22 protein-coding genes are annotated in these 25,493 nt (G+C 73.0%); 9 read left to right on the top strand and 13 right to left on the bottom strand.

Going from position 1 to position 25,493, the window contains the following annotated elements; all coding sequences use genetic code 11:
- Nucleotides 1-53 precede the first annotated feature (53 nt).
- Nucleotides 54-380, top strand: coding sequence for a hypothetical protein (locus ACOOHE_RS07420; RefSeq protein ID WP_420457171.1), 327 nt, complete (start codon nt 54-56; stop codon nt 378-380).
- 189 nt (nt 381-569) lie between these two features.
- Here the strand turns inward: ACOOHE_RS07420 and ACOOHE_RS07415 are convergent, their stop codons facing one another.
- Nucleotides 570-1,232, bottom strand: a complete 663-nt coding sequence (locus ACOOHE_RS07415) for a redoxin family protein (RefSeq protein WP_420457170.1) — start codon at nt 1,230-1,232, stop codon at nt 570-572.
- 155 nt (nt 1,233-1,387) lie between these two features.
- Nucleotides 1,388-3,424 (bottom strand): protein-disulfide reductase DsbD family protein, encoded by a 2,037-nt coding sequence (locus tag ACOOHE_RS07410; protein WP_420457169.1) that lies wholly within the window; start codon nt 3,422-3,424, stop codon nt 1,388-1,390.
- A 271-nt stretch (nt 3,425-3,695) separates the two neighbouring features.
- On the opposite strand from ACOOHE_RS07410, the gene rnr reads away from it, so the two are divergent.
- The 5 genes from rnr (at nt 3,696) to ACOOHE_RS07385 (ending at nt 8,092) form a co-directional block, all read left to right on the top strand.
- The gene (gene rnr / locus ACOOHE_RS07405; RefSeq protein WP_420457168.1) at nt 3,696-5,912 is read left to right on the top strand and encodes a ribonuclease R; all 2,217 of its coding nucleotides are present in this window, start codon (nt 3,696-3,698) and stop codon (nt 5,910-5,912) included.
- A gap of 92 nt (nt 5,913-6,004) precedes the next feature.
- A complete protein-coding gene (locus ACOOHE_RS07400) occupies nt 6,005-6,430 on the top strand; it encodes a hypothetical protein (RefSeq protein WP_420457167.1) in 426 nt (141 codons plus the stop codon).
- Nucleotides 6,431-6,504: 74 nt separating this feature from the next.
- Complete coding sequence (locus ACOOHE_RS07395; RefSeq protein WP_420457166.1) at nt 6,505-6,741, top strand: DUF433 domain-containing protein; 237 nt, start codon at nt 6,505-6,507, stop codon at nt 6,739-6,741.
- The gene (locus ACOOHE_RS07390; protein WP_420457165.1) at nt 6,741-7,064 is read left to right on the top strand and encodes a DUF5615 family PIN-like protein; all 324 of its coding nucleotides are present in this window, start codon (nt 6,741-6,743) and stop codon (nt 7,062-7,064) included. The genes ACOOHE_RS07395 and ACOOHE_RS07390 overlap by 1 nt, the downstream gene beginning before the upstream one ends.
- A 104-nt stretch (nt 7,065-7,168) precedes the next feature.
- Complete coding sequence (locus tag ACOOHE_RS07385; protein WP_420457164.1) at nt 7,169-8,092, top strand: DUF4349 domain-containing protein; 924 nt, start codon at nt 7,169-7,171, stop codon at nt 8,090-8,092.
- Here ACOOHE_RS07385 and ACOOHE_RS07380 read toward each other — a convergent pair.
- Both ACOOHE_RS07380 and hemH read right to left on the bottom strand, forming a co-directional pair.
- Complete coding sequence (locus ACOOHE_RS07380) at nt 8,089-8,577, bottom strand: class I SAM-dependent methyltransferase (protein ID WP_420457163.1); 489 nt, start codon at nt 8,575-8,577, stop codon at nt 8,089-8,091. The genes ACOOHE_RS07385 and ACOOHE_RS07380 overlap by 4 nt on opposite strands.
- A 4-nt stretch (nt 8,578-8,581) precedes the next feature.
- Nucleotides 8,582-9,859: a ferrochelatase gene (gene hemH / locus ACOOHE_RS07375; protein WP_420457162.1), complete on the bottom strand. Its 1,278-nt coding sequence runs from the start codon at nt 9,857-9,859 to the stop codon at nt 8,582-8,584.
- A gap of 354 nt (nt 9,860-10,213) precedes the next feature.
- On the opposite strand from hemH, the gene ACOOHE_RS07370 reads away from it, so the two are divergent.
- Together ACOOHE_RS07370 and ACOOHE_RS07365 are read left to right on the top strand one after the other, a co-directional pair.
- On the top strand, nt 10,214-12,016 hold the full coding sequence (locus tag ACOOHE_RS07370) for an ABC transporter ATP-binding protein (RefSeq protein ID WP_420457161.1): 1,803 nt from the start codon (nt 10,214-10,216) through the stop codon (nt 12,014-12,016).
- Nucleotides 12,017-12,177: 161 nt separating this feature from the next.
- Entirely contained in the window at nt 12,178-12,660 is a 483-nt protein-coding gene (locus tag ACOOHE_RS07365; protein ID WP_420457160.1) for a peptidylprolyl isomerase, read from the top strand.
- A gap of 75 nt (nt 12,661-12,735) precedes the next feature.
- Here ACOOHE_RS07365 and ACOOHE_RS07360 read toward each other — a convergent pair whose 3' ends face one another.
- Nucleotides 12,736-12,867: a DUF5615 family PIN-like protein gene (locus ACOOHE_RS07360; RefSeq protein WP_420457606.1), complete on the bottom strand. Its 132-nt coding sequence runs from the start codon at nt 12,865-12,867 to the stop codon at nt 12,736-12,738.
- 62 nt (nt 12,868-12,929) lie between these two features.
- Nucleotides 12,930-13,274, bottom strand: coding sequence for a DUF433 domain-containing protein (locus ACOOHE_RS07355; protein WP_420457159.1), 345 nt, complete (start codon nt 13,272-13,274; stop codon nt 12,930-12,932).
- 153 nt (nt 13,275-13,427) lie between these two features.
- Between ACOOHE_RS07355 and ACOOHE_RS07350 the strand changes: the two genes are divergently transcribed.
- Nucleotides 13,428-14,438 (top strand): DUF4097 family beta strand repeat-containing protein, encoded by a 1,011-nt coding sequence (locus ACOOHE_RS07350; protein WP_420457158.1) that lies wholly within the window; start codon nt 13,428-13,430, stop codon nt 14,436-14,438.
- 36 nt (nt 14,439-14,474) lie between these two features.
- On the opposite strand, the gene ACOOHE_RS07345 is transcribed toward ACOOHE_RS07350, so the two are convergent.
- From ACOOHE_RS07345 to ACOOHE_RS07315, 7 genes are all read right to left on the bottom strand, one after another.
- On the bottom strand, nt 14,475-16,613 hold the full coding sequence (locus ACOOHE_RS07345; RefSeq protein ID WP_420457157.1) for a thioredoxin domain-containing protein: 2,139 nt from the start codon (nt 16,611-16,613) through the stop codon (nt 14,475-14,477).
- 225 nt (nt 16,614-16,838) lie between these two features.
- A complete protein-coding gene (locus tag ACOOHE_RS07340) occupies nt 16,839-19,247 on the bottom strand; it encodes a M4 family metallopeptidase (RefSeq protein ID WP_420457156.1) in 2,409 nt (802 codons plus the stop codon).
- A gap of 387 nt (nt 19,248-19,634) precedes the next feature.
- Nucleotides 19,635-20,906 carry a DUF58 domain-containing protein gene (locus ACOOHE_RS07335; protein ID WP_420457155.1) on the bottom strand — a complete coding sequence of 424 codons (1,272 nt, stop codon included), beginning with the start codon at nt 20,904-20,906 and terminating at the stop codon, nt 19,635-19,637.
- A gap of 167 nt (nt 20,907-21,073) precedes the next feature.
- Nucleotides 21,074-22,402: an AAA family ATPase gene (locus ACOOHE_RS07330; protein WP_420457154.1), complete on the bottom strand. Its 1,329-nt coding sequence runs from the start codon at nt 22,400-22,402 to the stop codon at nt 21,074-21,076.
- An 11-nt stretch (nt 22,403-22,413) separates the two neighbouring features.
- On the bottom strand, nt 22,414-23,658 hold the full coding sequence (locus tag ACOOHE_RS07325) for a DUF4350 domain-containing protein (protein WP_420457153.1): 1,245 nt from the start codon (nt 23,656-23,658) through the stop codon (nt 22,414-22,416).
- The gene (locus ACOOHE_RS07320; protein WP_420457152.1) at nt 23,655-24,434 is read right to left on the bottom strand and encodes a DUF4129 domain-containing protein; all 780 of its coding nucleotides are present in this window, start codon (nt 24,432-24,434) and stop codon (nt 23,655-23,657) included. The genes ACOOHE_RS07325 and ACOOHE_RS07320 overlap by 4 nt, the downstream gene beginning before the upstream one ends.
- The gene (locus tag ACOOHE_RS07315) at nt 24,431-25,483 is read right to left on the bottom strand and encodes a hypothetical protein (protein WP_420457151.1); all 1,053 of its coding nucleotides are present in this window, start codon (nt 25,481-25,483) and stop codon (nt 24,431-24,433) included. Before ACOOHE_RS07315 ends, ACOOHE_RS07320 begins: the two co-directional genes overlap by 4 nt.
- Nucleotides 25,484-25,493: the final 10 nt, after the last annotated feature.

Raw genomic sequence — 25,493 nt, 5'->3', positions numbered from 1 at the left:
CGTTCCGCCGGGCCCGACCTTGACAGCCCCCGACCTCTCTCTCCCCTCTCGACATGCGCCTCGCCGCCCTCGGGCTCCTCGCCCTCGCGTTCGCCGCGCCGACCCAGGCCCAGGAGGCCGTCCGGCCCGGCCTCCGCTCGACGTTCGTCGTCCCCTCCCACCCGGGCGAGGCCGTCCGGATCACGACGTACGCCCGGCGACCGCCGGACCAGGGCCGACTGGCGCGTCGCTACCGCGGGCTCCGCGCCAACCGGACCGTGCGCGCCGGCCTCCCGGTCGTCTCGGCCCGGCCGGTCGCGCCGACGGTCTCGTCGCCGCGCTACACCTGGGTCCGCCAAGGCGGGTCGTTCTACCAAGTCGTCCCGAGCCGGCAGCGCTAGAGTGATGCCGAATTACCCGTGGGCCGACCCCCCGCTCCCCTTCCGGTCGCTCCGCTCCCAGGTCGGGGAGCTGTCCCCCTCGAAGGGGGACAGTCCGTCCGCCCGCTGAGCCCTTCGACTACGCTCAGCACAGGCTCCGCGAGGGGCGGACGGACGGGGGGTCCGGCCCACGACCAAAGGGTCATGACACTATGCGCCGTCGGCGTACTTGACGGAGCAGCCGTAGGGCTGGGTCGTCGCCGGGTCGGCCGGTCGTCCCTCGCGGGCGGCGGCGATGGCCGGGACGACGTAGCTCGTCGCGCCCTCCAGATCGGCGAGGTCCGACGTCGGCCGGTCGTCGACGGCGCCGTTGTAGACGAGGGTACCGGCCTCGTCGATCACGAACATGTGGGGCGTCGTCTGGGCGTCGTACGCCCGGCCGACCTCGCCGGTCGGGTCCAAGAGCACGGCCGCCTGGCGACCGCCCCGCTCCTCGGTCTCCGCGTTCATCTCGTCGCCCTCCCAGTACCCCTGCTCGCCCGGCGCCGACGACACGATGGCGAGCCAGACGACGCCGTCGGCCTCGGCTTGGGCCTGGAGCGCCTGCATGTTGTCGCCCCCGTAGTGATTCCCGACGTAGGGGCAGTCGTAGTTGAGCCATTCGAGCACGACCGTCTGCCCGCGGTAGTCGGCCAGCGAGTGGGAGGTGCCGTCGGTGTCGTCGAGGGTGAAGGCGGGGGCCGTCGCGCCCGGCGTCGGCGCAGAGGCGGTGGCCTCGGCCGGGACCTCGGCGGGCGCGTCCGTGGGGACGTCGGCCGGCTCGGAGGCGCACGCGGCGAGGACGAGGGCGAGGAGCAGAGAGAGCGGGCGCATGGGTCGGGGAGGTGAACGAGTGGACAGGTGGGCACGTGGACGACGGCCCGCCCTCGGACGTAGCGTCGTTGCATGCAACGACGCTTGGGGAACGCACAACGACGCCCGAAGAACCGCAAGGTCAGGGGCCGAATGCCAGGCCCAAGGTTAGCCCGTCAGCGCGCGGCCGTTTCGGGCGCCGTCGCCGCCAGCGCGTCCATGACGATGCCGGGCGTGAGCACCTCCGGCAACAAGACCGGCTCGGCGCCGCCGCCGGGGTAGAACACGTAGAGCGGGACGCCGGTCCGCCCGAAGCGGTCGAGGAACGCCGAGATGGCCGGGTCCTGGTCCGTCCAGTCGGCGCGGACGGTCGTGACGCCGGCGGCGTCGAACGCCTGGCGGACGGCGTCGGTCGTGAGCGTCGTCTGCTTGTTGACCTGGCACGACAAGCACCACGAGGCCGTGACGTCGACGAAGACGGGCTCGCCGTCGGCGACGAGCGCCGCGACGGTCTCGGCGTCGAACGGCATCCACTCGTCCTGGGCCGGCGCCATCGCCGTGCCGACGAGCGCGACCGCGCCCAGCGCCGACGCCAGCGCGACGGTCCGCGCGGCGAGCCGCGACCGGGCAGACGTCCGGTAGCCGCCGCTCCGCCCCCACGCCCACGCCGCCAGCCCGACCGCCACCAGCGCCAGCAGCAGCAGTGCCGCCGCGTCGAGGTCGAGGAGCTGCCCGAACAGCCAGACGAGCCAGACGGCCGTCGCCAGGAGCGGGAAGGCCAGGACGTGCTTCAGCGTCTCCATCCAGGGCCCGGGCCGGGGCAGCTTCTTCAACCACTGCGGCTGGAACGAGAGCACGACGTAGGGCAGGGCCATCCCCACGCCCAGCGCGCCGAACACGCCGAGGGCCACCGGCGCCGGCTGGACCACGGCGAACCCGAGCGCCCCGCCCATGAACGGCGCCGTACACGGCGACGCCACGACGACGGCCAGCACGCCCGACAGGAACGCCCCGCTCAGCCCCTCGCGCCGGTCCATCCGCCCGCCGACCGACGCGACGCCCTGCCCCACCTCGAACACGCCCAGCAGGTTGAGCGCCAACACCGTCATCAGCGCCGCCAGCCCGGCCACGACGGGCGGGTACCGGAGCTGGAAGCCCCAGCCCGCGCCGTCGCCCGTCGCCTTCAGCGCCAGCAGGACGGCCGCGAGCGCGAGGAACGACACGACCACGCCGGCGCCGAACACCAGCCCGTGCGTCCGCAGCGCCGCCGCGCTCTGCTCTCGGCCGCGCACGAAGCCCAGGATCTTGATGCTGAGGATCGGGAACACGCACGGCATCAGGTTGAGGATGACGCCGCCGACGAACGCGAACGCGAGCGCCGTCCACACCGTCAGCGACGACGTCGGGGCGGACGCCGCAGCCGCCGCGACGCCGCTCACCGGAACGGCCAGCTCGACCGCCCGGTCGCCGGCGACGAGCACGCCGGTCAGCTCGGAGGCGGGCCCGTCGGCGTAGGGCGACGCCGCGAGCACCGCGGCCCACGCACCGCCCTCGGCCGCGAACGACTGCGCGGCACCGTGGTCGAGCACGCCCTTCTGGTCGACGAAGAACGTTGCCCCGTCGAGCGAGACGCCGTCGGGCGGGTCGAGCGTGAGCGCGTAGCCGCCCTCAGCGAGGGCCGCCGACGCCGTCCACCCGTCGGCGGGATCGGGGAGCGCGTCGAGCGCGGCGTCGAGCGCGCCCGTCCGCACGGTCGGCCCAACGGGGATGGCGAGGGCGACGGTCTGGCGGGCGGGCAGGCAGATGTCGGAGCAGATGAGCCACCGGGCGTCGGCCGTCACCGAGACCTCGCCCCGGGCGTCGTCGGGGACCTCGACGCGGGTTAGGAACGACGGCGTGCCGCCGTGGGCGTAGGTCGCGATGCCGGCCTCCTCGTAGAGCGCGGGCGGCGGGAACCGGAGCGGCCCGGCCTCAGCGCCTGGCGGCAGCGTCCAGTCGACGGCGACGGGCTGGCCGCTGTCGCCCGGGTTGACCCAGTAGATGTGCCACCCGTCCTCGACCGTGATCTCGAGGGCCACCTCGACCGCGTCGCCGGGCGCGACGCGGCTCGCGTCGGCGACGAGCCGGGCGTCCGAGTGCGGGCTCGGGTCGGCCGGGCGCTGGGCCTGGGCGGCGACGGCCGCCAGCGCGAGAAGGAGGAGGAGCGGGCGCATCGCGTGGTGGTCCGAGACGTTCGGTTCAGCGAGGTCGATGGTTCAGCGGTCGGGGTTCAGGGTCCGCTGGGGTGTCGGCTCTTGCGAACCCTGAACCCCGACCGCTGACCCCAGGCTCCGGTGACCAGACCTCGACACTACGGGGCAAGAAACGACGGCGGCCGGGCCCAGGATCTGCGGACGCGAAGGATTCGCAGGGCCTTACGGACCCGTCTCGGGCCCGTCGGGTACCACCGGCTCCCGTTTTCCCCGCCTTCCCGTTCCCCCCCGAATGGCTGACCGCCGCGACGTCGACGCCCTCGCCCCCCAGATCCTCTCGTATCTCGAAACGCACGCCGACCGGGCGTACCGGGCCAAGGAGGTCTCCCGGGCGCTCGGGATCAAGAACCAGGGGCGCTACCAGTCGCTGCTGGAGGCGTTCGACCGGTTGCGCGACACGAACCAGGTGGCCGTCTTGAAGGGCGGGCGCGTCCAGCACCGGGGCTCGGAGCACGAGGCCGTCGGCCGGCTCTCGGTGACCACGCAGGGGTTCGGGTTCGTCGCGCTCGACGACGGGACCGAGTTCTTCGTCCGCCCCGCGCGGATGGGGACGGCGCTCCACGGCGACCGCGTCCGGGTCGCGCTGGCGGCCGAAAAACGGAACAAGCCGGCCGACCAGAAGCGCGAGGCCGAGGTCTTGGAGGTCCTCGAGCGCGGGCGGTCGAAGACCGTCGGGACGTTCTCGACGACGGGCCGCTCGGGGTGGGTCGTCCCGGACGACCAGCGGATCTCGCACGACGTGTTCGTGCTCAAGGACAACTGGAACGGGGCCCAGCCCGGCGACAAGGTGGTCGTGACCATCGAGGCGTTCGACGACCCGAAGGCGGCGCCGGAGGGCGTCATCGTCCAGGTGCTCGGGCCGGCCCACGCGCCCGGCGTCGACGTGCTCGCGCTCGCGATGGCACTCGGAGCGCCGTCCGACTTTCCCACCGAGGTCGAGGCCCAAGCCCAGAAGATCACGCCGGGCATCACCAAGAAGGAGGTCGGCCGGCGGCTCGACTTGCGCGACGCGCCCGTCTTCACCATCGACCCCGTCGACGCCAAGGACTTCGACGACGCCATCCACACGAAGGACCTGGGCGGCGGCATGACCGAGGTCGGCGTCCACATCGCGGACGTCAGCCACTACGTGCCCGAGGGCGGCATCATCGACCGCGAGGCCTACGACCGCGCGACGAGCACCTACCTCGTCGACCGCGTCATCCCGATGTTGCCCGAGGCGCTGTCGAACGGCGTCTGCTCGCTCCGCCCGAACGAGGACAAGCTGGCGTACTCGTGCATCATGACGGTCGACGGCGGCGGCAACGTCCACACGTGGGAGATCCGCGAGACCGTGATCCACTCGAAGCAGCGGTTCGCGTATGAGGAGGCCCAGGCGGTCATCGACGGGGAAAAGCACCCGATGCGGGACGAGGTGATGCGGGCCGCCGAGCTGGCGCGGACGCTCACGAAAAAGCGGATGGCCGAGGGCGCCATCGACTTCGACGTCCCCGAGGTCCGCATCCGACTCGACGAGACGGGCCAGCCGGTCGACGTCTACGAGAAGCCGCGCCAGGAGGCCAACCGGCTCATCGAGGAGTTCATGCTGCTCGCCAACCGGGCCGTCGCCCAGGAGGCGTCGAGCCGCCAGGTCCCGTTCGTCTACCGGATCCACGACAAGCCCGACCGCGAGCGGATCAAGGCGCTCGCCGACTACGTGAAGTCGTTCGGCCACAAGCTGCCCCACACCGAGGGGCTCGTCGACCGCTCGAAGCTGAACGACCTGCTGCGCGAGGTGAAGGGGACGCCCGAGGCGCCGGTCATCGAGCAGGCCGCCATCCGGTCGATGTCGAAGGCCGTCTACTCGCCCGACAACATCGGCCACTACGGGCTCGGGTTCGAGCACTACGGCCACTTCACGAGCCCCATCCGCCGCTACCCGGACCTTATCGCCCACCGGATCCTGAAGCGGATGCAGGACCAGCAGGACGGCGCCATCCCGACCGAGGAGACGCTGGCGACCCAGTCCGACCACTGCTCCGACCGCGAGCGCGAGGCGACCGAGGCCGAGCGCGAGTCGATCAAGCTGAAGCAGGTCGAGTACGCCGCGGCCCACTTGGGCGACGAGTTCGACGGGGTCGTGGTCGGCGTGACCAAGTTCGGCGTGTTCGTCCAGATGACGAAGCTGCTGGTCGAGGGGCTGTGCCACGTCCGCGAGATGGACGGCTACTGGGAGTACGACGAGCGCCGCTACACGCTGGTGTCGAAGAGCACGGGCCGGCGGATCCGCGTCGGCGACGCCTGCCGGGTCAAGATCGAGGCGGCCGAGCCGGAGACCCGCCGTGTGGACCTGGCGTTCGTCGACCTGCCCGGCCGGGCGGACGAGCCCACGAAGAAGGGCGGCGGGAGCAAGGCCAGCGAGCGCCAGAGCAAGCGCAAGACGCGGGGAGCCCGGCGCAAGAAGCGGTAGGCAGCACGCTAGCTGTTACTATTGGACCACTGCTCGCGACTTTTGCCCCAGTCATCGGTCTCGCCATGCGACCTCTCGTCATCGCTGCTGCCGTGCTCCTGCTCGCCTGCGACGCCGGAGGCCCTGCGCCGGGCGTGACCATCGAGATTCGAGCCGACCGCGCGGTCTACGCCGCGACCTCGGGTGACGTCCACATCGACGTCGGCGCCGTCAACGTCTCGGACCGTACGGTCTACTACGAGTGCAACGGGTTCCAGCACACGCTCGAACGGCGGGAGGACGAAACGTGGGTCGAGATCGGGTCCTGGTACCTCCGCCTCGCCGTTGCGTGCTATCCGAGGCGCCTCGAGCCGGGGGAGGCCGTCCTTGACCTCCCACCGATCACACGGTTACGAGTCGGTGACTTCGCTCTGTCGGCGGGGACGTACCGGGTTCGGTCGGAGTTTTTCGAGGACGAGCGACAGACTGTACCCGTGCCGTCGTCGGAGGTCGTCTCAGTGCCGTTCGAGATCCGGTAGGCGGAGACCCATCGTGGCCTCGGATCGGACGGGCCAGCGAAGGCGTTCTCGACTCCAACCCGCTTCCTCACCCGATGGACCGCGCCGACGTCTACCACTCGCACTCCGGCATCCTCAGCGGCACCCCCGTCTTCACCGGGACTCGCGTTCCGGTCGACTCCCTCGTCCACCACCTCCGCACGGGCTCCACGCTCGACGCCTTCCTCGACGACTTCCCGGGCGTCAGCCGTGAGCAGGCCGAAGCGTTTCTCGCACTCGCTCTGAACGACGCCCTCGCTCTCGTCCCACAGGAAGCGGAGTCCGTCGCCTGATGCGGGTGCTCCTCGACGAGAACGTGCCTCGGAAGCTGAAGCGGGAGTTTTCGTCCGAACACGAGGTCGTCACGGTTCAAGAGCACGGGTGGTCGGGTGTGCTCAACGGGGAGTTGCTCCGCGCGGCCGACGCCGAGTTCGAGGCCTTCGTGACGCTCGACCGGGGGATCGAGTACCAGCAGGATCGGTCTCGGCTCACGCTCCGGGTCGTCATCATCCGCGCGTTCTCGGACAAGCTCGAAGACCTCGTCCCGCTCGCTCCATCCGTTCAGGTAGCTCTCGCGCGGCTCGCGCCTGGTGGACTCGCCCACGTGTCAGGCTAGGCTGTCGCTGCCGAGGGAGGGCCAGAGCCCGAGCGTGAAGGAGGCAAGAAGCGTGAGGTGGTTCCGTTGGTGCGGCTCACCCCCGGGGATCACCCGCCCCTGCCATGAAATTTTTCACCCTGCTCGTCCTGGTCGCCCTCGTGGGCTGCCAGGCCGATTCCGACTCGTACGCCGAGGTCGAGTCGCTCGACGCTACGGCCTACGCCCCCACCGCCGACGCCGCCCTGATGGCCGAGGCCGACGTCGAGGCCAACGTCGAGGTTGCCGAATCGGCCGCGCTCGCCTCGGCCCCCTCCCGTGCGACCCCGGCTGCCGAGGCGGCCGTCTCCACCGACGCCGTCGCCACGGACGCCGCCTTCGCGTCGCGGCTGCTCCGTCGCTCGGCCGACCTCCACCTCTCGACCGAGACCCACGACGAGACGCTGCGCCAGGCCCGCGCCGTCGCCGGCCGCTACGGCGGCATCGTCTCTGGCGAGGACGGCTCGGCGTACGCCAGCGCTGAGGGCGGCAGCGCCCAGACCACGCTGACGCTGCGCGTCCCCTCCGACCGGTTCGACGCCGCGCTCGACGCCCTGGCCGCGCTCGGCACCGTCGAGTCCCGCGCCGTCGCCGTGGACGACGTGACGGCGCAGGTCGTGGACGTCGAGGCCCGGCTCCGGGCCAAGCGGGCGGCCGAGGCCCGCTACGTCGGGTTCGTGGCCCAGGCTGGCTCGATCAGCGAGATGCTGGCGGTCCAGGAGCGGCTCGACGGCGTCCGCGCCGAGATCGAGTCGATGGAGTCGCTGGCGCGGTCGCTCCGCGGCGGCGTCGCGCTCGGGACGATCCGGGCGACCATCGTCGGCCCCGCGACGACGGCGGCCCCGCCGCCGGCGCCCGGCGTGGTCGCCCAGGCCGTCGACGCGGTCGCGGCCGGCTGGCACGGCGTGTGGGCCGTCGTCCTCGGCGTGCTGCCGCTGTGGCCGCTCGCCGTGGTCGGCGCCGTCGGACTGGCCGTCTGGCGCCGGCTCTCGCCCCGCGTCGCCGTCTAGCCGACGTCGCCCGGCCGGCGGAAGATGGCGTGCGTCCAGCCGTCGTCCTCCGCCGGCTCCTGGGCCACGACGAGCCCGGCGGTCTCGGCCGACGCTTCGAGGCCGCCGGCCGCCTCGGTCTCGGCCCAGATCCAGCCGCCGGGCCGCAAGACGCGCGCGCCCTCGGCGAACACAGCCGCCAGGTCGACCGGACCGTCGGCATCCCGGGCCGAGAACACGGCCCAGTCGGCCCAGGCGTCGGGCGTGTCGAGGGCGTCGGAGCGGGCCTGCGTGACGCGGCGCGCGGCCTCCTCGGCCCCGAGCGTCGCGGCGAGCGCCTGACGGGCGGCCTCGACCGACCCAGCGTTGGAGGCGGCGCCCCACACGTCGAAGCCGAGCCGGGCGAGCGGGTCCAGGTGCCGCCCCGCCCCACAGGCGAGGTCGACCACGCGGACGCCAGGGGGGACGGCCGCCAGCGTCCTCAGGAGCGCGTCCGAGGGCGCCATCGCGCTAGGCCGTCGACGCCCGGTCGGAGTGCCCGGTGCCGGGCTTGGGGCCGAGCCGCTCGAACGTCGGCCCGTCGGGCCGCCAGGTCCGCGTGGGGACGGAGCGGTCGCAGACGGGGCAGGCCGGGACCCGGGCCTTGACGGCGGTCGCCACCAGGTCCGGCCCGTCGGCGCTAGCGAGGAGGCCGTCGCCGCCGGCGAGCGCGTCGGGCTCGATGTGGGTCGCGACGCACTCGGCGAGCGCGTCGATCACGAGGGGGTGCCCGTTGAGGCCGTTCGTGACCTCGAAGTGCGAGATCCCGTCCTTGGCCGCGACCGCCCGGGCCGTCACGTCGAGGTCGTACGCCGTGTCGACGCGGTCCGACAGGAACGAGATGGGGACGACCAGGAGCGCCGAGGCCCCGTCGTCGGCCAGGTCGGCGACGGCGTCGCCCAGCCGGGTCCCGAGGGCGCGGCCGGAGCCGAGCGGCGGCAGGAACGCGACGGTCGAGGCCCGGCCGTCGGTCCGGGCCGCCAGGACCGTGCGGACGGTCGCCTGGACGTGGCAGCAGTACGGGTCGTCGAGCTTGTGGAGGTGGCGGCGGAGCGCGCCGTGCGCGGCGAACAGGATTTGGACCCGGTCGCGGACCTCGCGCGGGAACCGCTGGAGCCCCTCGTCGACCCGCTCGTTGAGCGCGCCGACGAGCTTGGGGTGCGTCGCGTACTCGGCCACGAGCGCCGTCGGGGCCTCGACGGTCCCGTGGGCCCGCCAGTACGAGAGGGCCGAGCCGGCCATCGACGCCGAGAAGTGGGGCTGGAGCGGCAGCAGGACCACCTTCGTCACGCCGTCCTCCGCCATCCGTCGACGGGCCGTCTCCATCGACGGGTCGCCGTGGCGCATGGCGACGTAGGTCCGGAACGTGGCCCCGGTCGCCGGCCCGAACCGCCCGTTGAGCCGGCGCTGCAAGACGTCGGCCTGCTCCGAGACGTGGCGCCGGAGCGGGCTGCACCCGCCGATCATCTCGAACGAGCGCCGGAGCTCCTGGCCCCGACGGCGCGCGAGGAACCGCGCGGCTCGGGGGCGGAGCGCCCGCGGGACGGGCAGGTCGACCTCGACCGGGTCGAGCAAGCGGCTCTCGAGGAACGGCTCGACCTCGTCTGGCCGCAGAGGCCCACCTAGTTCCATCATCACCACGCCGACCACGTCCCCTTTTGAGACGGCCACGGCGCCCCGGTCGTAGGCGGCACCGGTCAAGACGGCACGGTCCGGGCGGAACGTGCGCAGGTAAGCGAGCGGAGTCATTCAGCGGGGGGAGGGAGCCGAATCCCCGGGGAGGGCCCAGGGCGCGCGGAACCCAATAAAGCTCGGCAGGCCGATCCTCATGTCGGATCTCGTTGAAGACGGACGACCCGAGCGCGGATTGACACCGGCTCCACACCGCCGCAACGCGGCATCCGAGCGCGGAGAGCGCGGGCGCCTGATCGGCAGGTCAAGCCACTCTCGACGCTCTCGCGGCGCCGGCCACCTCCTCCCGGCGGAGCGGGGCTCTCCGCGCTCTCGGCGGCGCCAGCCGCGCTCTCGCCGCGGAGCGGCGCTCTCCGCACAGAGCGGGCCTCCCCGCAGGAATCCCGGCGCACCGGCCCGCGTTCGGCCCGCATGAGCTCCGCGCCAGCCCGCTCCGCCCGATCGGCCTCCGACCCCGACCGGCCGTCCCGACCGCTGCTCCCCTCGCTCCGGCGGATCCTGGCCTACGCCCGGCCCTACCGGGGGCGGCTGGCCGTCGCGATCGCGTTCACGCTGCTCTCGACGTCGGTCGGCCTCATCATCCCGCTCGGGCTCCAGCGCCTGCTCGACTCCGTGTTCGAGGCGTCGAACGGGGCCCTGCTCGACCGGCTCGCGCTCGCGCTCGGCGGGCTGTTCGTGCTCCAGGCCGCCCTGGGGTTCGGCGGGTCGTACCTCATGGAGTGGACCGGCGAGCGCGTCGTGACCGACCTCCGGCGCGCGCTCTACGGCCACCTCCACCGGCTCGGGCTCGGGTTCTTCTCGGACCAGCGGACGGGCGAGATCACGAGCCGCCTCACGAACGACGTCTCGAAGATCCAGTCGGCCGTGACGAGCGACCTGGCCGACACGCTCCGGCTCGCGCTCACGCTCGTCGGCTCGGTCGCGCTGATGCTCGCGCTGAACTGGCGGCTGTCGCTGGTCATCTTCGCCGTCGTCCCGCCGGCCGCCGTCGCGATGCGGTCGTTCGGGATGGTCGTGCGCAAGCTGTCGCGGAGCATCCAGGACCGGCTGGCCGACACGACGGCCGTGGCCGAGGAGGCGATCTCGGCCGTCCGCGTGGTGAAGGCGTTCGCGCGCGAGCCGTACGAGGTCGGGCGCTACACGGAGGCCGTCGAGGAGCTGTTCGGCGTGGCCCGGCGGCGGGCCTGGATCGTGGCCGCGTTCTGGTCCGGCGTCGGGCTCGGGTTCTCGGTCGCGCTCACGGTCATCTTCTGGTTCGGCGGGCGCGAGGTGATCGCGGACCGGCTGACGGCCGGGGCCCTGGTCGCGTTCATCTTCTACGCGCTCAACATCGCGCGGAGCGTGGCCGGCGCCGGCCGGCTCTACACGTCGTTCCAGAGCGCGGCCGGCGCGTCGGAGCGGCTGTTCGAGATCCTCGACACGGACCCCGAGATCGCCGACGCGCCCGGCGCCCGGCCGCTCGGCCCGGTCCGCGGCGCGGTCGAGCTCGACGGCGTGACGTTCGGCTACGGCGACGGCCCGGCCATCTTGGGCGACGTGACGGTCCGGGCCGCGCCCGGCGAGACGGTCGCGCTCGTGGGCCCGAGCGGGGCCGGCAAGACGACGCTGCTCCACCTGATCCCCCGGTTCTACGACCCCCGCGACGGCGCCGTCCGGATCGACGGCGTCGACCTCCGGGACGTCACGGTCGACAGCGTGCGCGAGTCCGTCGCGCTCGTCGCCCAGGACGTCCAGCTGTTCGGGACGACGCTGCGCGAGAACATCCGCTACGGGCGGCTCGACGCGACCGACGCCGAGGTCGAGGCGGCGGCGGCGGCGGCGAACGCCCACGACTTTATCGTCGGGTTCGAAAGCGGGTACGACACGCCGGTCGGCGAGCGCGGCGTCAAGCTGTCGGGCGGCCAGCGCCAGCGGGTCGCCATCGCCCGGGCGCTGTTGAAGGACCCGCCGATCCTGCTCCTCGACGAGGCCACGAGCGCCCTCGACGCCCACAGCGAGGCGGCCGTCCAAGACGCCTTGGCCGACCTCATGACGGGCCGGACCACGTTCGTCATCGCCCACCGCTTGGCGACCGTCCGCGACGCCGACCGGATCGTGGTGCTCGACGCCGGCCGCGTCGTCGAGACCGGCACGCACGCCGAACTCGTAGCCCGCGGCGGCCTCTACGCCGACCTCGCCGAGCGCCAGTTCGTGGCCGAGGAGGCCGTGGCCTAGCGCAGAGGGGGCGGCGGGGACGGAGAGGATGGAAGGGCGGAAGGGCTCCGGCCAACACCCTCCGCCCGCTTCTCCCCCTCCGCCCCTCTCGGACGCCGAGGGCCGTCGAACCGGGACCGCCCTCCCCCCGTTCGTCCCTCCCTCTCCCATCCCCCACTCCCATGGCCCAGCAATACGACGCCCCTCCGGCGATGCAGATCGACACGGACGCTAGCTACCGCGCGACGATCGCGACCGACCGCGGCGACATCGTCCTCGACCTGTCTGCCGAGCACGCGCCCAAAACCGTCAACAACTTCGTGGCCCTGGCCCGCGACGGGTTCTACGACGGGCTCACGTTCCACCGCGTGATCCCCAACTTCATGATCCAGGGCGGCGACCCGAACGGGACCGGGACCGGCGGGCCGGGCTACCGCTTCGAGGACGAGACGAGCGGCAACCCGCTCAAGCACGAGACCGGCGTGATCTCGATGGCGAACGCGGGCCCCAACACGAACGGGAGCCAGTTCTTCATCACGCACGCGCCCCAGCCCCACCTCGACGGCCGGCACACGGTCTTCGGCAAGGTGACCGAGGGGCAGGACGTCGTCGACGCCATCCGCCAGGGCGACACGATGACGTCGGTGACGATCGAGGAGGCGTAGCCCTCGCGGCTCGACGGCGTGCGCCCCCGGCTGGGGGCGCCGTGCGTTTGGAGGCCCCCCCGCCGGCCCTCCCCTCTATCGAGATCGAGTGTTGCGGTCGGCCGTGACGACCACGCGCCCTTCCTGAGCGGCCCACGCCAGAACCGCAGAGTCCGGCGCGCCGGAGAGGCCGACGCCCTGGACGGTCTCGACAGCGAGCCGTCCGATCCGGCGCTAGAGCCCCCGCAGGATGCGGTGGTCGACGTCCTCGTCGAACGCCAGCCGGAGCATCAAGCGGCCTCGCTCGCCCCGCCCCGGCGCTGACGGCTCTGGAGCCGTCGCCTGCGGAGACGAGGTCCGAGCGGGACCTCGTCGCGGGAGCGGAGGTCGTCGGCCGTGGCGGCGCGCTCGCGGAGATAGGCGGACACGGCCTCGTGCTCGCGCGTGACGTAGCCGTAGGTGTGGTAGACGTCGGCGAGGTCGAACGACGGGAAGCTCTCGACCACCTGCTCCGGCGTCGCGCCCTCCTCGTACAGCGTGACGACGGAGTCCAGGGTGACGCGCGTACCGCCGACGCGGACGGTCCCGTCATCGGACCGGCGGAGCGGGAGCGGTCGGGCGGAAAGAGGAAGCATCGCGGAGGGAGCGGGCCGGGGCAGTCTACGACCGCCGTCGGTCACGACCGAAAGGTCCGCACACTTGGCGATGCCGGTTTTTTAGCATACCCCCTGTACCTTCTCGCGGCCGAGCCCCGTACGGACGGCACACACTCCTCCTCCTCCCCCGCCATGTCGCTGCGCCGCCGCCGGATCCAACGTGCCCTGATCGCCCTCCTGGGCGTCCTCCTCGTCACCGTCGGCGCGCGCGCGCTGCGATCTGCCACGGCGGGCCACGAGATCCGTGTCGAGCGGGTCCACGACAAGGACGCCCACACGGTGACGGTCGACGTCGCGTCGGTCTCGTCGCGCGACGTCCTGTTCGACGAGTCGTTCCGGGTCCGGTCCGGCGGCACGCTCCGGCTCGACCTGGGCAGCGAGAACGTGGCCGTCCGGACGGTCTCCGGCGACCGCGCCCGGGTCGTGGTCGAGGGCCGGGGACGCGACGCCCAAGCCGAGTTCGAGCGCCGCCGGTTCAGCGCCCGCGCCGACGGCGGCGACCTGGTCGTCCGCACGGACCCGCCGCGCCGCCGGTGGTCGATGCGCCGAACCGACGCCCGCTTCCAGGTGACCGTTGAGGTCCCGCGCCGGTACTCGGCCGTGCTCGACCTCGGCTCGGGCAACGTCGAGGTGGCCTCGCTCCAGGGTGACCTGGCCGTCGACGTCGGGAGCGGGAACGTGGACGTGGCCGACGTCGATGGGGACCGCGTGGTTTTGGACACCGGCTCGGGCAACGTCCGCGCCCGGACGCTCCGCGGCGACGTCCGCATCGACACGGGCTCGGGCAGCGTCCAGGTCGACCGCGTCGAGGGCTCGCTCGTCGTCGACACCGGCTCGGGCAGCGTGGCCGTCGGCTCGGTCGACGGGCCGTCCGAGGTCGACACGGGCTCGGGCAGCATCGAGCTCACCTTGCGCTCGGCCTCCGCCGCGTCGCTGAGCGCCGGCAGCGGGTCGGTCACCGTCCGCGTCCCGCGCGGGGCCGGGTTCGACGTGGACCTCGACGGGGGGTCGGTCCGCATCGACGAGGCCCTCGGCTTCTCGGGCGACCGCGAGCGCGACGAGGCCCGGGGCCAACTCGGACGGGGCGGGCCGCGCCTGCGCGTCGACACGGGCAGCGGGTCGATTCGGCTGGTCACCGGCTGAGCCTCGGTAGGGACACCTACGGCCAGGACAGAGGGATCACCCCGGCCTGACCCGGTCCCCGTCGACCGCTTCCGCGAGCGTTCGGCGGGCGACGTCGGGGTCCGTCGTCGGGGCCTGGCAGGCGTGGTTCTGGCAGACGTAGGCCGTCGCCCGGCCGTCGACCGCCGTCTGCTCGGCCGCGAACGGGACGAGGTCGGTGATCGGCGCCGGCCCGTCCCCGGGCGTCCGCAGGACGACGACGGCGAACGGGGCGTAGACCGAGCGGACCGCCGCCAGCATCGCGGCCGTGTCGGGGGCGTCGCGGTCGCCGGCGATCACGACCTCCTGCGCCGGGCCCTCGGCGAACGCCGCCGCCGTGAGCAAGTGCGCAAAGCCGGACGGGTGCTCGCGGACCACGTCGGGCGCGTCGAGCGCGCGGCGGGCGGCGTCCTCCAGGTCGGCCCGGCCGGTGAGCCGTGCCAGCCGGAGCCCGTTGAGCGTGGCGACGCTGTTGCCGGCCGGGATCGCCCCGTCGTCGAGCGCGCGCTGGCGGACGAGGAGGTCGGGCGCGTCGGCAGGGGCGCGGAAGGTGCCGCCGTCGGGCGCTCCGAACCGCTCCAGCATCCGGTCGTGGAGGTCGAGGGCCACCGCCAGATGCGCCTCATCGAACGAGGTTTGGTAGAGCTCGACGAGCCCCCAGACGAAGAAGGCGTAGTCGTCCACGAGGCCGGCGAGGCCGGCCTCGCCGCCGCGCCAGCGGTGCAGGAGGTCGCCGTCGTCGGTCCGCATCTCGGCGAGCAGGAAGTCGGCCGCTTCGCGAGCGGCGCGGGCGTAGTCGTCGCGGCCGAACGTCCGGGCGGCGACGGCGAAGGCGGCGACGGCGAGCCCGTTCCAGTCGGTCAGCACCTTGTCGTCGAGGAGCGGACGCGGGCGCCGAGCGCGGGCGTCGAACAGCCGGGCGCGGATGCCGTCGAGGCGGGTGCGGAGGTCGCCCACGTCGAGGCCGAGGCGGGCGGCCGTCGCCGCGAGCGGGTCGGACTGCGCCAAGGCCGGGTCGAGCAGGTGGAGCACGTTCGCGCCCGTTGGCTGGCGCGTGGCCTCGTCCAGAAAGTTGCCGTCGGGGTCCGTCCCCCAGACGTCGGCGGCGAGCCGGGCGTCGTCCGGTCCCAGGACGTCTTCGAGCTCGGCCGTCGTCCACGTGTAGAAGGCGCCCTCCTCGCGGTGGCCGGAGGCGTCGAGCGAGTCGGCGTCCTCGGCCGAGAAGAAGCCGCCCCGGTCGCTCCGCAGGTCGCGCAGGACGTAGTCGAGCGTCGCTTGGGCCGCCTCGCGGAGGTCGGGCGCGCCGACGGCGTGGTACGCCTCGGCGCACGCGAGCGCGTAGGTCGCCTGGTCGTAGAGCATCTTCTCGAAGTGGGGCAGCACCCACATCCGGTCGGTCGAGTAGCGGTGGAGCCCGCCGCCGACTTGGTCGAAGATGCCGCCCCGGCGGATCGCGCGGAGCGTGGCGACGGCCATCGCCACCAGTCGTCCGTCGCCGGTCTGGGACGCCCGGCGGAGCAGGAAGAGGGCGTGGTGCGGCGTCGGGAACTTGGGCGCGGTCCCGAACCCGCCGTGCTCCGAGTCGAACCGGCGCCCGAGCGCGTCGGCCGTGGCTGCGAGGTCGCGCTCGCCGAGCGCGTCGCCCGGTTCCAGCACGGCCATCTTGCGGACGACGCCGGCCAGCTCGGCCGCCGACCGCCGGACGCCCTCGGCGTTGTGGCGCCAGTGCTGGGACACGCTCGTCGCCAGGTCGCGGACGCCGATCCGCCCGCCCCGGCTCTCGCGCGGGAGGTAGGTCCCCACCCAAAACGGCTCGCGCGTGTCGGGCGTCAGCAGCGCCGTCAGCGGCCAGCCACCGTGGCCCGTCGCCGCGATCACGGCCGACATGTAGACGCCGTCGACGTCGGGCCGCTCCTCGCGGTCGACCTTGATCGGGACGAACGCCTCGTTGAGGAGCCGGGCCGTCACGGGGTCCTCGAACGACTCGTGCTCCATGACGTGGCACCAGTGGCACGTCGCGTAGCCGATCGACAGGAACACCGGCACGTCGCGGCGGCGGGCCTCGGCGAACGCTTGGTCCGACCACGGCCACCAGTCGACCGGGTTGTCGGCGTGGCCCAAGAGGTACGGGCTGTGGGTGTCGGCGAGGCGGTTCATGGGGGGACGTGGACGTGTGGGCGAGTGGACCTGTGGACGTGCGGGTGCGCGCATCGGTCCCACCGTCCGACCTGCGAGGCCGCCCTCTAACCCATTCCCCGCCCCTATTTCCCCGTTCCCGTAAGCGAAGCGAGCCCCCCACACCGAAAGAGCCCCCGCCTCGGCTGAGGCAGGGGCTCGATCCCGAGCGTCGCGGTGGTGGGACCCGGGGACTCGGGGACCGCGCTAGCGGACGACCGTGACCTGGCGCGTCAGCCGCTGGCCGTCGGCGTCAAGCACGACGACGTAGACGCCCGACGGCAGCGCCGACGTGTCGATCTGGATCGGCGTCCGGCCCGCGTCGAGCGCGCCGGCGTGGGGCGCGGCGACCTCGCGGCCGAGCAGGTCGAGGACCACGACGCGCACGTCGCCGGCGTGGGGCAGCGAGACCGTCGCCGTGGTCGTCGCCCCGGCCGGGTTCGGCCCGACCGCCAGCGCCAGCTCGGCCACCTCCGCCTCGGCCTTCGCCGGACGGACGGCCAGGACGTCGCTCGCGACGTCGCCCACCGCCTCGACGCCGCCGCCGCGCGGCTCGACCAACTCGCCGCCCAGGAGCGCCTGGTCCGAGAAGTACGCGACCTGCGTCACGCGGTAGCCGTAGCGCGTCACCGAGGCGTCGGTCACGATGTTGGCCCGGATCGTGGTGCCGTCGACGATGGCCCAGAACGCGGCGCGGTTGCCGGTGTAGGTCGCCTTCGTCGCCCCGCTCGCGTCCTTGATGTAGACGTAGTCGTAGTTCGTCTCCAAGTCGAACTGCTCGAAGTACATCGCGACGCGCTGGGCGCCCGGCTTCGAGTAGGTCTTCGTGTTGTTGTAGTTGTTGGGGTAGTTGTGCGGCGTCTGGAGGTTGGCCGTCTCGTAGCGCCACTGCGGCGTGCCGCCGCCCCCGCCGCCGGTCGTCCCGACGCCGACCGCGGCCCAGGCGTTCTGGACCGCCGTGTACGTCGACGAGCCCGAGCCGTAGAGGTCGGCCGTCGCCTGCAACGTGCCCTGTCGGGCACCCGCGAAGTTGGTCGACTGGGTGAAGTAGGTCGTGAGGGCGCGGTAGAAGATCTTCTCCACCTTGGCCCGACCGATCGAGGCGACGGTCACGCCGCGGAACGTGCCGCCGGCGCTGAGCAGGTAGGCCGCCTTGTTCGAGATGCCCGAGTTGATGTGGACGCCGCCGTTGTCCTGGGACCCGATGTAGCGGTCGGCGTAGTTGTCGGGCTGGTTCCCGGCCGGCGGGTTGCTCAGGCTCCGGAGCGCGTCGCCCGGCACGCCCGGCGTGTACGAGAGCTCGCCGACCGTGTAGTCGTTCCGGTCGACCATGATGGCGAAGATGTCCGACATCGACTCGTTGAGCGCGCCCGACTCGTTCTGGTAGATGAGCCCGGCCGTCGACGACGTCACAGCGTGCGTCAACTCGTGGGCCACGATGTCGAGCTCGACGAGCGGCGCGAACGTGGTCCCGTCGCCGTCGCCGTAGACCATCTGGGACCCGTTCCAGAATGCGTTGTTGTAGTTTGACGAGTAGTGGACGGTGCTCGTGATCGATGCGTTGTTGCCGTTGTAGCTGTTCCGGCCGTGCGTGTTCTTGTAGTAGTCGAACGTCGCGACGGCCCCGAAGTGGGCGTCGACGCCGGCCCGGGCCGCGGTCGCCGTGAAGTTGTTATCCGAGTCGGTGATGTAGCTGCCCGGGAGGCCCGTCCCGTTGTTGGCCGTCATCGTCCGGATGTACTGCGGGCCGCGCGTCGTGTCGTAGAGGTAGTAGCTCGAGCCCGAGAGGAACGTCGGGATCGCGAGCGTCCCGCCGAACGTGCTCGTCCCGGTCCCGTTCGTGGGGCCGGCGAACAGGACCGACGTGTCCGGAGTCCGGGCGTAGGGAACGCCGGAGGCTGCCTCGGCGCGCGGGTCGAACGTGTGGAGCGAGTTGAACCGGTGGATCACCTCGCCCGTCGCGGCATCGACGAACACCTCCCAGTTGGCCGGTGTCGGCGCGTCGACGAACAGGCGGACGTGGTACGCCAGCCGGTAGCCCTCGTCGTGCGGGAAGACGACCAGCCCGACCTGCGGGGCCCACTCGTCGACCTCGGCCTGGCCGGAGAGCGGCGCGTCGCCGACGGAGCGGCGGTACTCGACGGAGCCGAGCGCCCGCTGGGCGGCCTGGATCGACGCCGAGGCGTCGAGCGCCGGCCGCGTCGAGACGCCGACCGCGCCCGGGTGGAGGTCGCCGCCCCAGGCGTAGGCTTGGCCGCGACGGACGTGGAGCGCGCTCTCGGCGCCCCACACCGGCACGCCACCGACGGTCTGCTGCACGCGGACGTGCGTCAGGCCGAGCTGGTCGGTCGTGGTCTCGGTGACCACGACGTCGGGCGCGTCCTCGAACCCGAACGCACCCGCGTGGGCGCGGAAAAAGGCGTCGGCCGAGGTCGCCGCACCAAGGTCACCGGCCAGGAAGAGGGGGACGTCGCGGTCCTCGTGCCACGAGACGCGGTCCACAGACGCAAAGCTCGAGAGCTGGTCCGACTGGCCGCTCTGGGCGGACGCCATCGGGGCCAGCGCGAGGACGAACACGGCCAGGGCAGTCGCCCGGCGCAGAGGTGCAAAGGTCATGGATGGGGAGTGTGGTGGGGGGCCGGCAGAGTCGCCGACGCCGGGCCAACGGTAGGCGATCTCGGGCCCTTCACACAATCACAATGGGACCGTTGTCGGAGTCCTCACCCCGTCATCAGACGCGCGTCCGGCCAGCGACCGCCGTCGCTTCTTGGAATGGCGGGATTGGAGCGTGCCGCTCCAAGTATCAAGAAACAATGAACCGGACAACAGACCGAGGCCATGTGACCGGCGCATCGGACCGGTAGTGCGCGAGTCCTACCGGAGTCGTCCGGTCACACCTGCGGCGACGGGTCGAGGGGAGCACTCCGCGTCCCGTCTCCTGCCGCTCGGGAGGTGCGAGAAGAGGACGGCAGATGTCGCGAGTGTTCGGCCGGCGCGGAGCGGTCAGAGCGCCCCCTGCGCCTTGATCTGGAGGTACCGGTTGACCGCGTCGACCGTCAGCCGCTCGGGCGTCGTTAGGAGCGCGCCGATGCCGTGGCGCTCCAGCGTCCGGACGATCTCGCGCTTTTCGAGGGCGAGCGACTCGGCGGTCGCCTTGACGTAGACGTCTTCGAGCCGCTCGGCCCGGGCCGCGAGGAGGTCGCGGATGCCCGTGTTCTCGAACAGAACGACGACGACCCGGTGCGCCCGCGCGATCCGCCGGAGGTAGGGGAGCTGCCGTTCGAGCCCGGCGACCGTGTCGATGTTGGTCAAGAGCAGGACGAGGGACCGCTGGCGGAGACGCCCTCGGAGCGTCGCGTAGAGGTCCTCGAACGACGGGTCCTGGTAGCCCGGGTCGAGCCGGTAGAGCGCGTCCAAGAGCGCCGCGAGCTGGCCCCGCCGCCGGTCCGGCGCGACGACAGCGCGGGCCTCGCGGTCGAAGGCCACCAGCCCGGCCCGGTCGCCCGTCAAGAGCGCCGTGTTGAGGATCACGAGCGCCGCGTTGACGGCGTGGTCGAGCAGCGTCATGCCCTCGAACGGCGACCGCATCGCCCGGCCCATGTCGAGGGCGACGACGACCGGCTGCTCGCGCTCGTCCTGGTACGTGTTCACCATCAGCCGGGGCTCGTGCGCGCTCCGCCGCGCCGTCGCCTTCCAGTTGACCGACCGCCGGTCGTCGCCGGCCACGTACGGGCGGACCTGGTCGAACTCCATCGTGTGGCCCCGCCGCCGGACCTTCTTGACGCCGACCTCGCGGAGCCGGTCGCTCTCGGCCAGGAACGCATAGCGCCGCATCTGCTGGATCGACGGGTAGACGACGGCCTCGCCGCCCTCGGCGACGACGAACCGCCGCGCCAGCAGCCCCAGCGGCGACGAGGCGTAGACGAGCAGACGTCCGAAGCCGTACGCCCCGCGCCGGACCGGCCGGAGCGTGTACGTCAGCCTGGCCATCCCGCGCGCCTCGACCGGGACGACGTGGCCGTCGCCGCGCTCCTGGAACTGGACCGGCACCTCGTCGATCACGCGCGCCGAGATGGGGAACGGGTACCGGCTGCGGACCTCGACGGCCACCTCGTTCGGGTCGCCGAGCGACAGCTTGTCCGGCACCTCGCGCACGCCCCCGACCCCGCCGCGCGTCCCCCACAGCAGCACGCCGTCGGCCATGGCCAGGACCGCCAGCACGAACGCTCCGCCGGTGACGACGGGCAGCAGCGGCGGCCACGCGAACGCGGCCACGAACCCGGCCGCCAGCGCGAGCAGGGCCCAGAACGGGCGGGCGGTGAGAAAGAGGGATGAGGGATACGGGACGCCAGAGGCATGAGGGGCCAGCCCCTCGCCCTCCCTGCTCGGGACGGAGTGCCCTCCCCCATCCCTCCATCCCTCCCCGTCCCGTATCCCTCCCCTCATCGCGGCACCTCGATCTCCTCGACGATCCGGCGCAGGACCGTCTCCGGCAGGACCCCCTCGATCTCGCGCTCGGCCGTGAGCAGGACCCGGTGGCGGAGCGCCGGGGCGACGATGGTCCGCAAGTCGTCGGGCGTGGCGAAGTCGCGGCCCGACATGGCGGCAACGGCCTTCGCTCCGCGAACGAGGGCGAGCGTGGCGCGCGGGCTTCCGCCCAACGTGAGGGCCGGGTGACGCCGGGTGGCCGCGACGATGGCGGCGGCGTAGCCCAAGACCGGTGCCTCGACACGGACCGTGCGGACCGTCGCCTGGGCCCGGCGCAGCGCGTCAGCGTCGAGGACGGCCTCGACGCGGGCCTCGTCCATCACCCCGCCGAACGCCTGGAACCGCGTCAGCATCTCGACCTCCTCGGCCTCCGACGGGTAGTCCACGACGACCTTGAACAGGAACCGGTCGAGCTGGGCCTCGGGCAGGCGGTACGTCCCCTCGTGCTCGATGGGGTTCTGCGTCGCCACCACCATGAACGGGTCCGGCAATGCGTGCGTCACGCCGTCGATGGTGGCCTGCTGCTCCTCCATCGTCTCGAACAGGGCCGCCTGCGTCTTAGCCGGCGCCCGGTTGATCTCGTCGATCAGGACGATCTGGGCGAAGATGGGGCCGGGGTGGAACTCGAAGGCGTGGGTGGCCGGCGAGAACACACTCGTCCCGAGCACGTCGGCCGGCATCAAGTCGGGCGTGAACTGGATGCGGGCGTAGTCGAGGCCCGAGGCCCGGGCGAGCAGCTTGGCCGTCAGCGTCTTGGCGACGCCGGGGACGCCCTCGATGAGCGCGTGGCCGCCCGCGAGCAGGCACGCCACCAACTCGTCCACCAGCCCGTGCTGCCCGACGACGAGCGTCCCGATGGCTTGGCGGAGCGCGTCGACGGCGTCGGCGACGGGCGCGAGGTCGGCGGTCGGCGCGAACGGGTCGGCGTCGCCCGTGCGTTCGGGAGGCGCGGGATTGGGAATGCCGCCCTCGCCCCCGGACCGAGTCCGGGGCAGGCCCCGTCCCTCTCCCCGGAGTTGGGCCTCGGCATCTTCACTCGCCTCGATCCTCCCCGACGAGTCATTCCCGCGCAGGCGGGAATCCAGGGAGGGCGGGGCACCAAGGTCGCCACCCTGGGTCCCCGCCTGCGCGGGGATGACGGCCTGGGAGTGAGGCGGAACCCCTCCCACATCGGAGGACGACGCGGCCTCTCCCGGGGGGAGAGGGGACTCGACCTGGGGAGAGGGCGGCGTACCGCGGGTCTCGTCGGAGCCGTCGAGAGGATCGGGGGCAGAGTCGGACATGAGGGGCAACGTTACACGTGGCGGAAAAAGCGGGCGACGCGGGCGTCGAGGCGGACCAAGTCGTCGGGGTCGGGGCGCTGGCGGGCGCGGCGCAAGGCGGCGAACAGGGCCGTCGCCTCGGTCTCGGGCACGCCCGCGCGGGCGGCGGCGAGCCGGGCCGTCTCGGCGTCGAGCGCCGGCTCGGCCAAGCGAAGCTCCGACCGGAACCGATCCAGGACGTGGGCCTCGATCCGGCGCGCTAGCCCCCGGTCGTCGCGGTGGACGAAGTGGAGGCGGCCGACGGTCCGCGCGAACTCGCGCTGGGCGTTCGGCGGCGGCGCCACGACGGGGACGGCGCGCTGCCAGCGCCGCCCCCGAAACGCGACGTAGAGCAGGCCCGCCAGCAGCAGCGTGACGTAGGCGCCCCTCAGCGCGGGCGTCTGAAGCACGAACCGGAGCGGCGTCTGGGCGTGCTCCTGGTACGGCTTGTGGTAGTCGTCCCACAGGACCGGCTGGTCCGGCAGCGCGGCGACGAGCGCGGCGGCGTAGGCCGGGCCGTCGCCGTCGCCGGTGAGTGCCGCGTTCGACACGGCGAGGGGGGTCGAGGACAGGAGCACCTCGCCCCGTCCGTAGCGAACGCGGGCGAGGGTGACCATCACGTCGGTGTCGTCGAAGGGCCACACGGCGGTCCCGAGCACCTCGCTCCGGCCGGCGTCCAGCCCGTAGATCTCGCCGCCGCGGACCTCGACCGGGAACGCATACACACCGGCCACGCCCGGCGACACCAGCCGGAGCGTGTCGGGCTCGACCGCGCCCAAGACGCCGGCCGTGACGACCGTCTCGAAGTCGCTCACGATCGGGTCGATCAGGCCAACGTCTGGGTCCTCGACATCGACCTCGGTGGGGTCGGCCAGGGCGGCGGCGAGCGGGCCCGTCAGCGAGTGCGTCAGGATCACGAGGGTGTTGCCGGCCTCGACGAACCGGAGCATCCGCTCGGCCTCGGCGTCGTCCGGGGCGACGGACTGGGCCAGGACGAGGAACGTGAGCCCGCGCAGCGTCGAGTCCGCCAGCCGCTCGAACGTGGGGACGGCGACGGGCTCGACGGGCTGGCCGAGCCACTCGGGCAGCGACGCGAAAAAGACCTCGGCGTCGAACGGCGCGTCCCCCTCGCGCTCGAGGCGCACGCGCAAGTCGAGCGGCCGAGGCTGAGCGAGCTCGATCGCGACGAGCGCGACCACCAGGCCGACCAGGAGCAGGACGTAGCCGCGGATGCTCACGACGGTCGGGGCGCGGCCCGGTCGAAGACCGGCGCGAGATCGGCGTAGAGGGCCGGCGAGACCGGCCGCTCGCCGTACCACACGGCGTCGAACGCGCGCGTGGCCCGGGCGAACGGGCCGGCGTGGGCCCGGTCCGAGGCCGACACCTCGGCGACGTACTCGCGGTTCGTCTTGTCGCGGCGCCAGGCGAGTGCGCCGGCCGCGTCGAGCGCCTGGAGCAACAGGAGGTACCGCACGCGGACGGCCTCGCGGTGGTCGCCCCGGCCCAGCGCGTCGCGCAGCCGCGTCCCCAAATCGACCGCGCCGATGTCCTCGGCGTCGAGCAGCGGGCCGACGCCTCCGCCCGCTCCGGCGCGGCGGGCGAACACGCCGCCGGCGCCCTCGGCCCGGAGCAGCCGCGACACGGCCCACCCGAGCACGGCCACGGCGACGAGCACGGCCACCGTCCACCGGGCGTCGGACGTCGTGTTCTCGCGGATCGGGTCCCACAGCGTCCGCCGGAGCCAGCGGCCGATCAGCTCCCACAGCGACGCCCCCTCGGCCTCGACGTCGTCGTACTGGAAGTCAGGGTCGGCGCGGTACGCATCGACGGTGGCCGGGACCGGGCGCGGGCGGAGCGTGTCGGTCGCGAGGGGTGCGTCGAGCACGTCAACGATCTCCTCGAACACGACGTCGGGCTTCTCCCCCACGTCGACCGGCGGCGGGGCCGGGGGCGGCAGAGGCGGAGGCACGGGCGCCTGCAAGACGACCGCCAGCCAGACGACGGACAGGGTCACGAGCGGAAGCCGCCTCCTCGGAAGCCGCCGGCCGTGCCGTCGTCTGGGGCGTCGGTGGGCGGCGGGTCCGTCGGCAACGAGTCCGTCGGCGCGTCGAGCGGTCCGTCGAGGTCGTCCAGCGGCGGAGCGGGCGTCGAGCGTGGCGCCGTCGAGACCTCGCCCGCCAACGTGTCGAGGTCGTCGTGGAGGCCGGTCCCATCCAGCTCCTCCGCCAGCCGGCCGTGGACGAAGAACACGGCGAGCAGCGGCAGCAGGTAGCCGGCGTACGTCACCACCTGGAGCGGCGCCATCACGGCGCCCATCACCGAGAACATGGCCGACGGGTCGGTCGCCGCCGTGTTGATCCCGACGACGGCCATCACGACGTAGAGCGGGATCGAGACGACCAGGATCACGACGTAGAACAGGATCCCCGCCAGCGCGAGCGCGCCGAACGCCGGCCTCCACGAGCCCTTGACCAGGACGCGCGCGCGTTGCCACGCCGCCGCCAGCGTCGGCTCCTCCAACGCCCGCGTGGCGAGGGTGACGGCGTAATACGGGAGCGACCACACGATGAGCGCGAGCCACGCGATGAGGCCGAGGCACGGGACGATGGCGATCACGGCCGACAGGATCAGCACGAGCCCGTAGACGAGGGGGAGCCCCACGAACGGGAGCAGCAGGCCCCGCGCCTCCTCCCACAGCACGCCGGCCGTGATCTCGCCGGCCCGGCCCTCCCGGTACAGGCGGACGTAGCCCGCCGCCGCCGCCGCCGTCAGCGCCGAGCCGAGCAGGCCGAACAGCAAGATCCCGAAGTACGTCGTGCCGAAGATGGCGAACGGGTCCTCTTCGAGCGCCGTCGGGTCGAGCAGCACGTCGCCCATCTGGTGCATGTAGAGACCGGTCGCGATGCCCGTCGCCAAGGCGATCGGGGCGACGAGCGCGACGTAGCTCGTCAGCAGCTCGCGGGCGTTCGCCCGGAGAAAGGCGATGGTGGCGTTGAGGACGTCGCCGGCGTCGCGGGCGCGGCGGAAGCGGATCTCGCCGTCGTCGGGGAACACGTCGGGCATGGCTGGCGCG

The sequence above is a fragment of the Rubrivirga sp. genome, from assembly GCF_965213695.1.
In the GTDB taxonomy this organism is placed as follows: domain Bacteria; phylum Bacteroidota; class Rhodothermia; order Rhodothermales; family Rubricoccaceae; genus Rubrivirga.
Note: the sequence above shows the minus strand (reverse complement) of the source record. Positions and strands in the feature narration are given on the sequence as shown.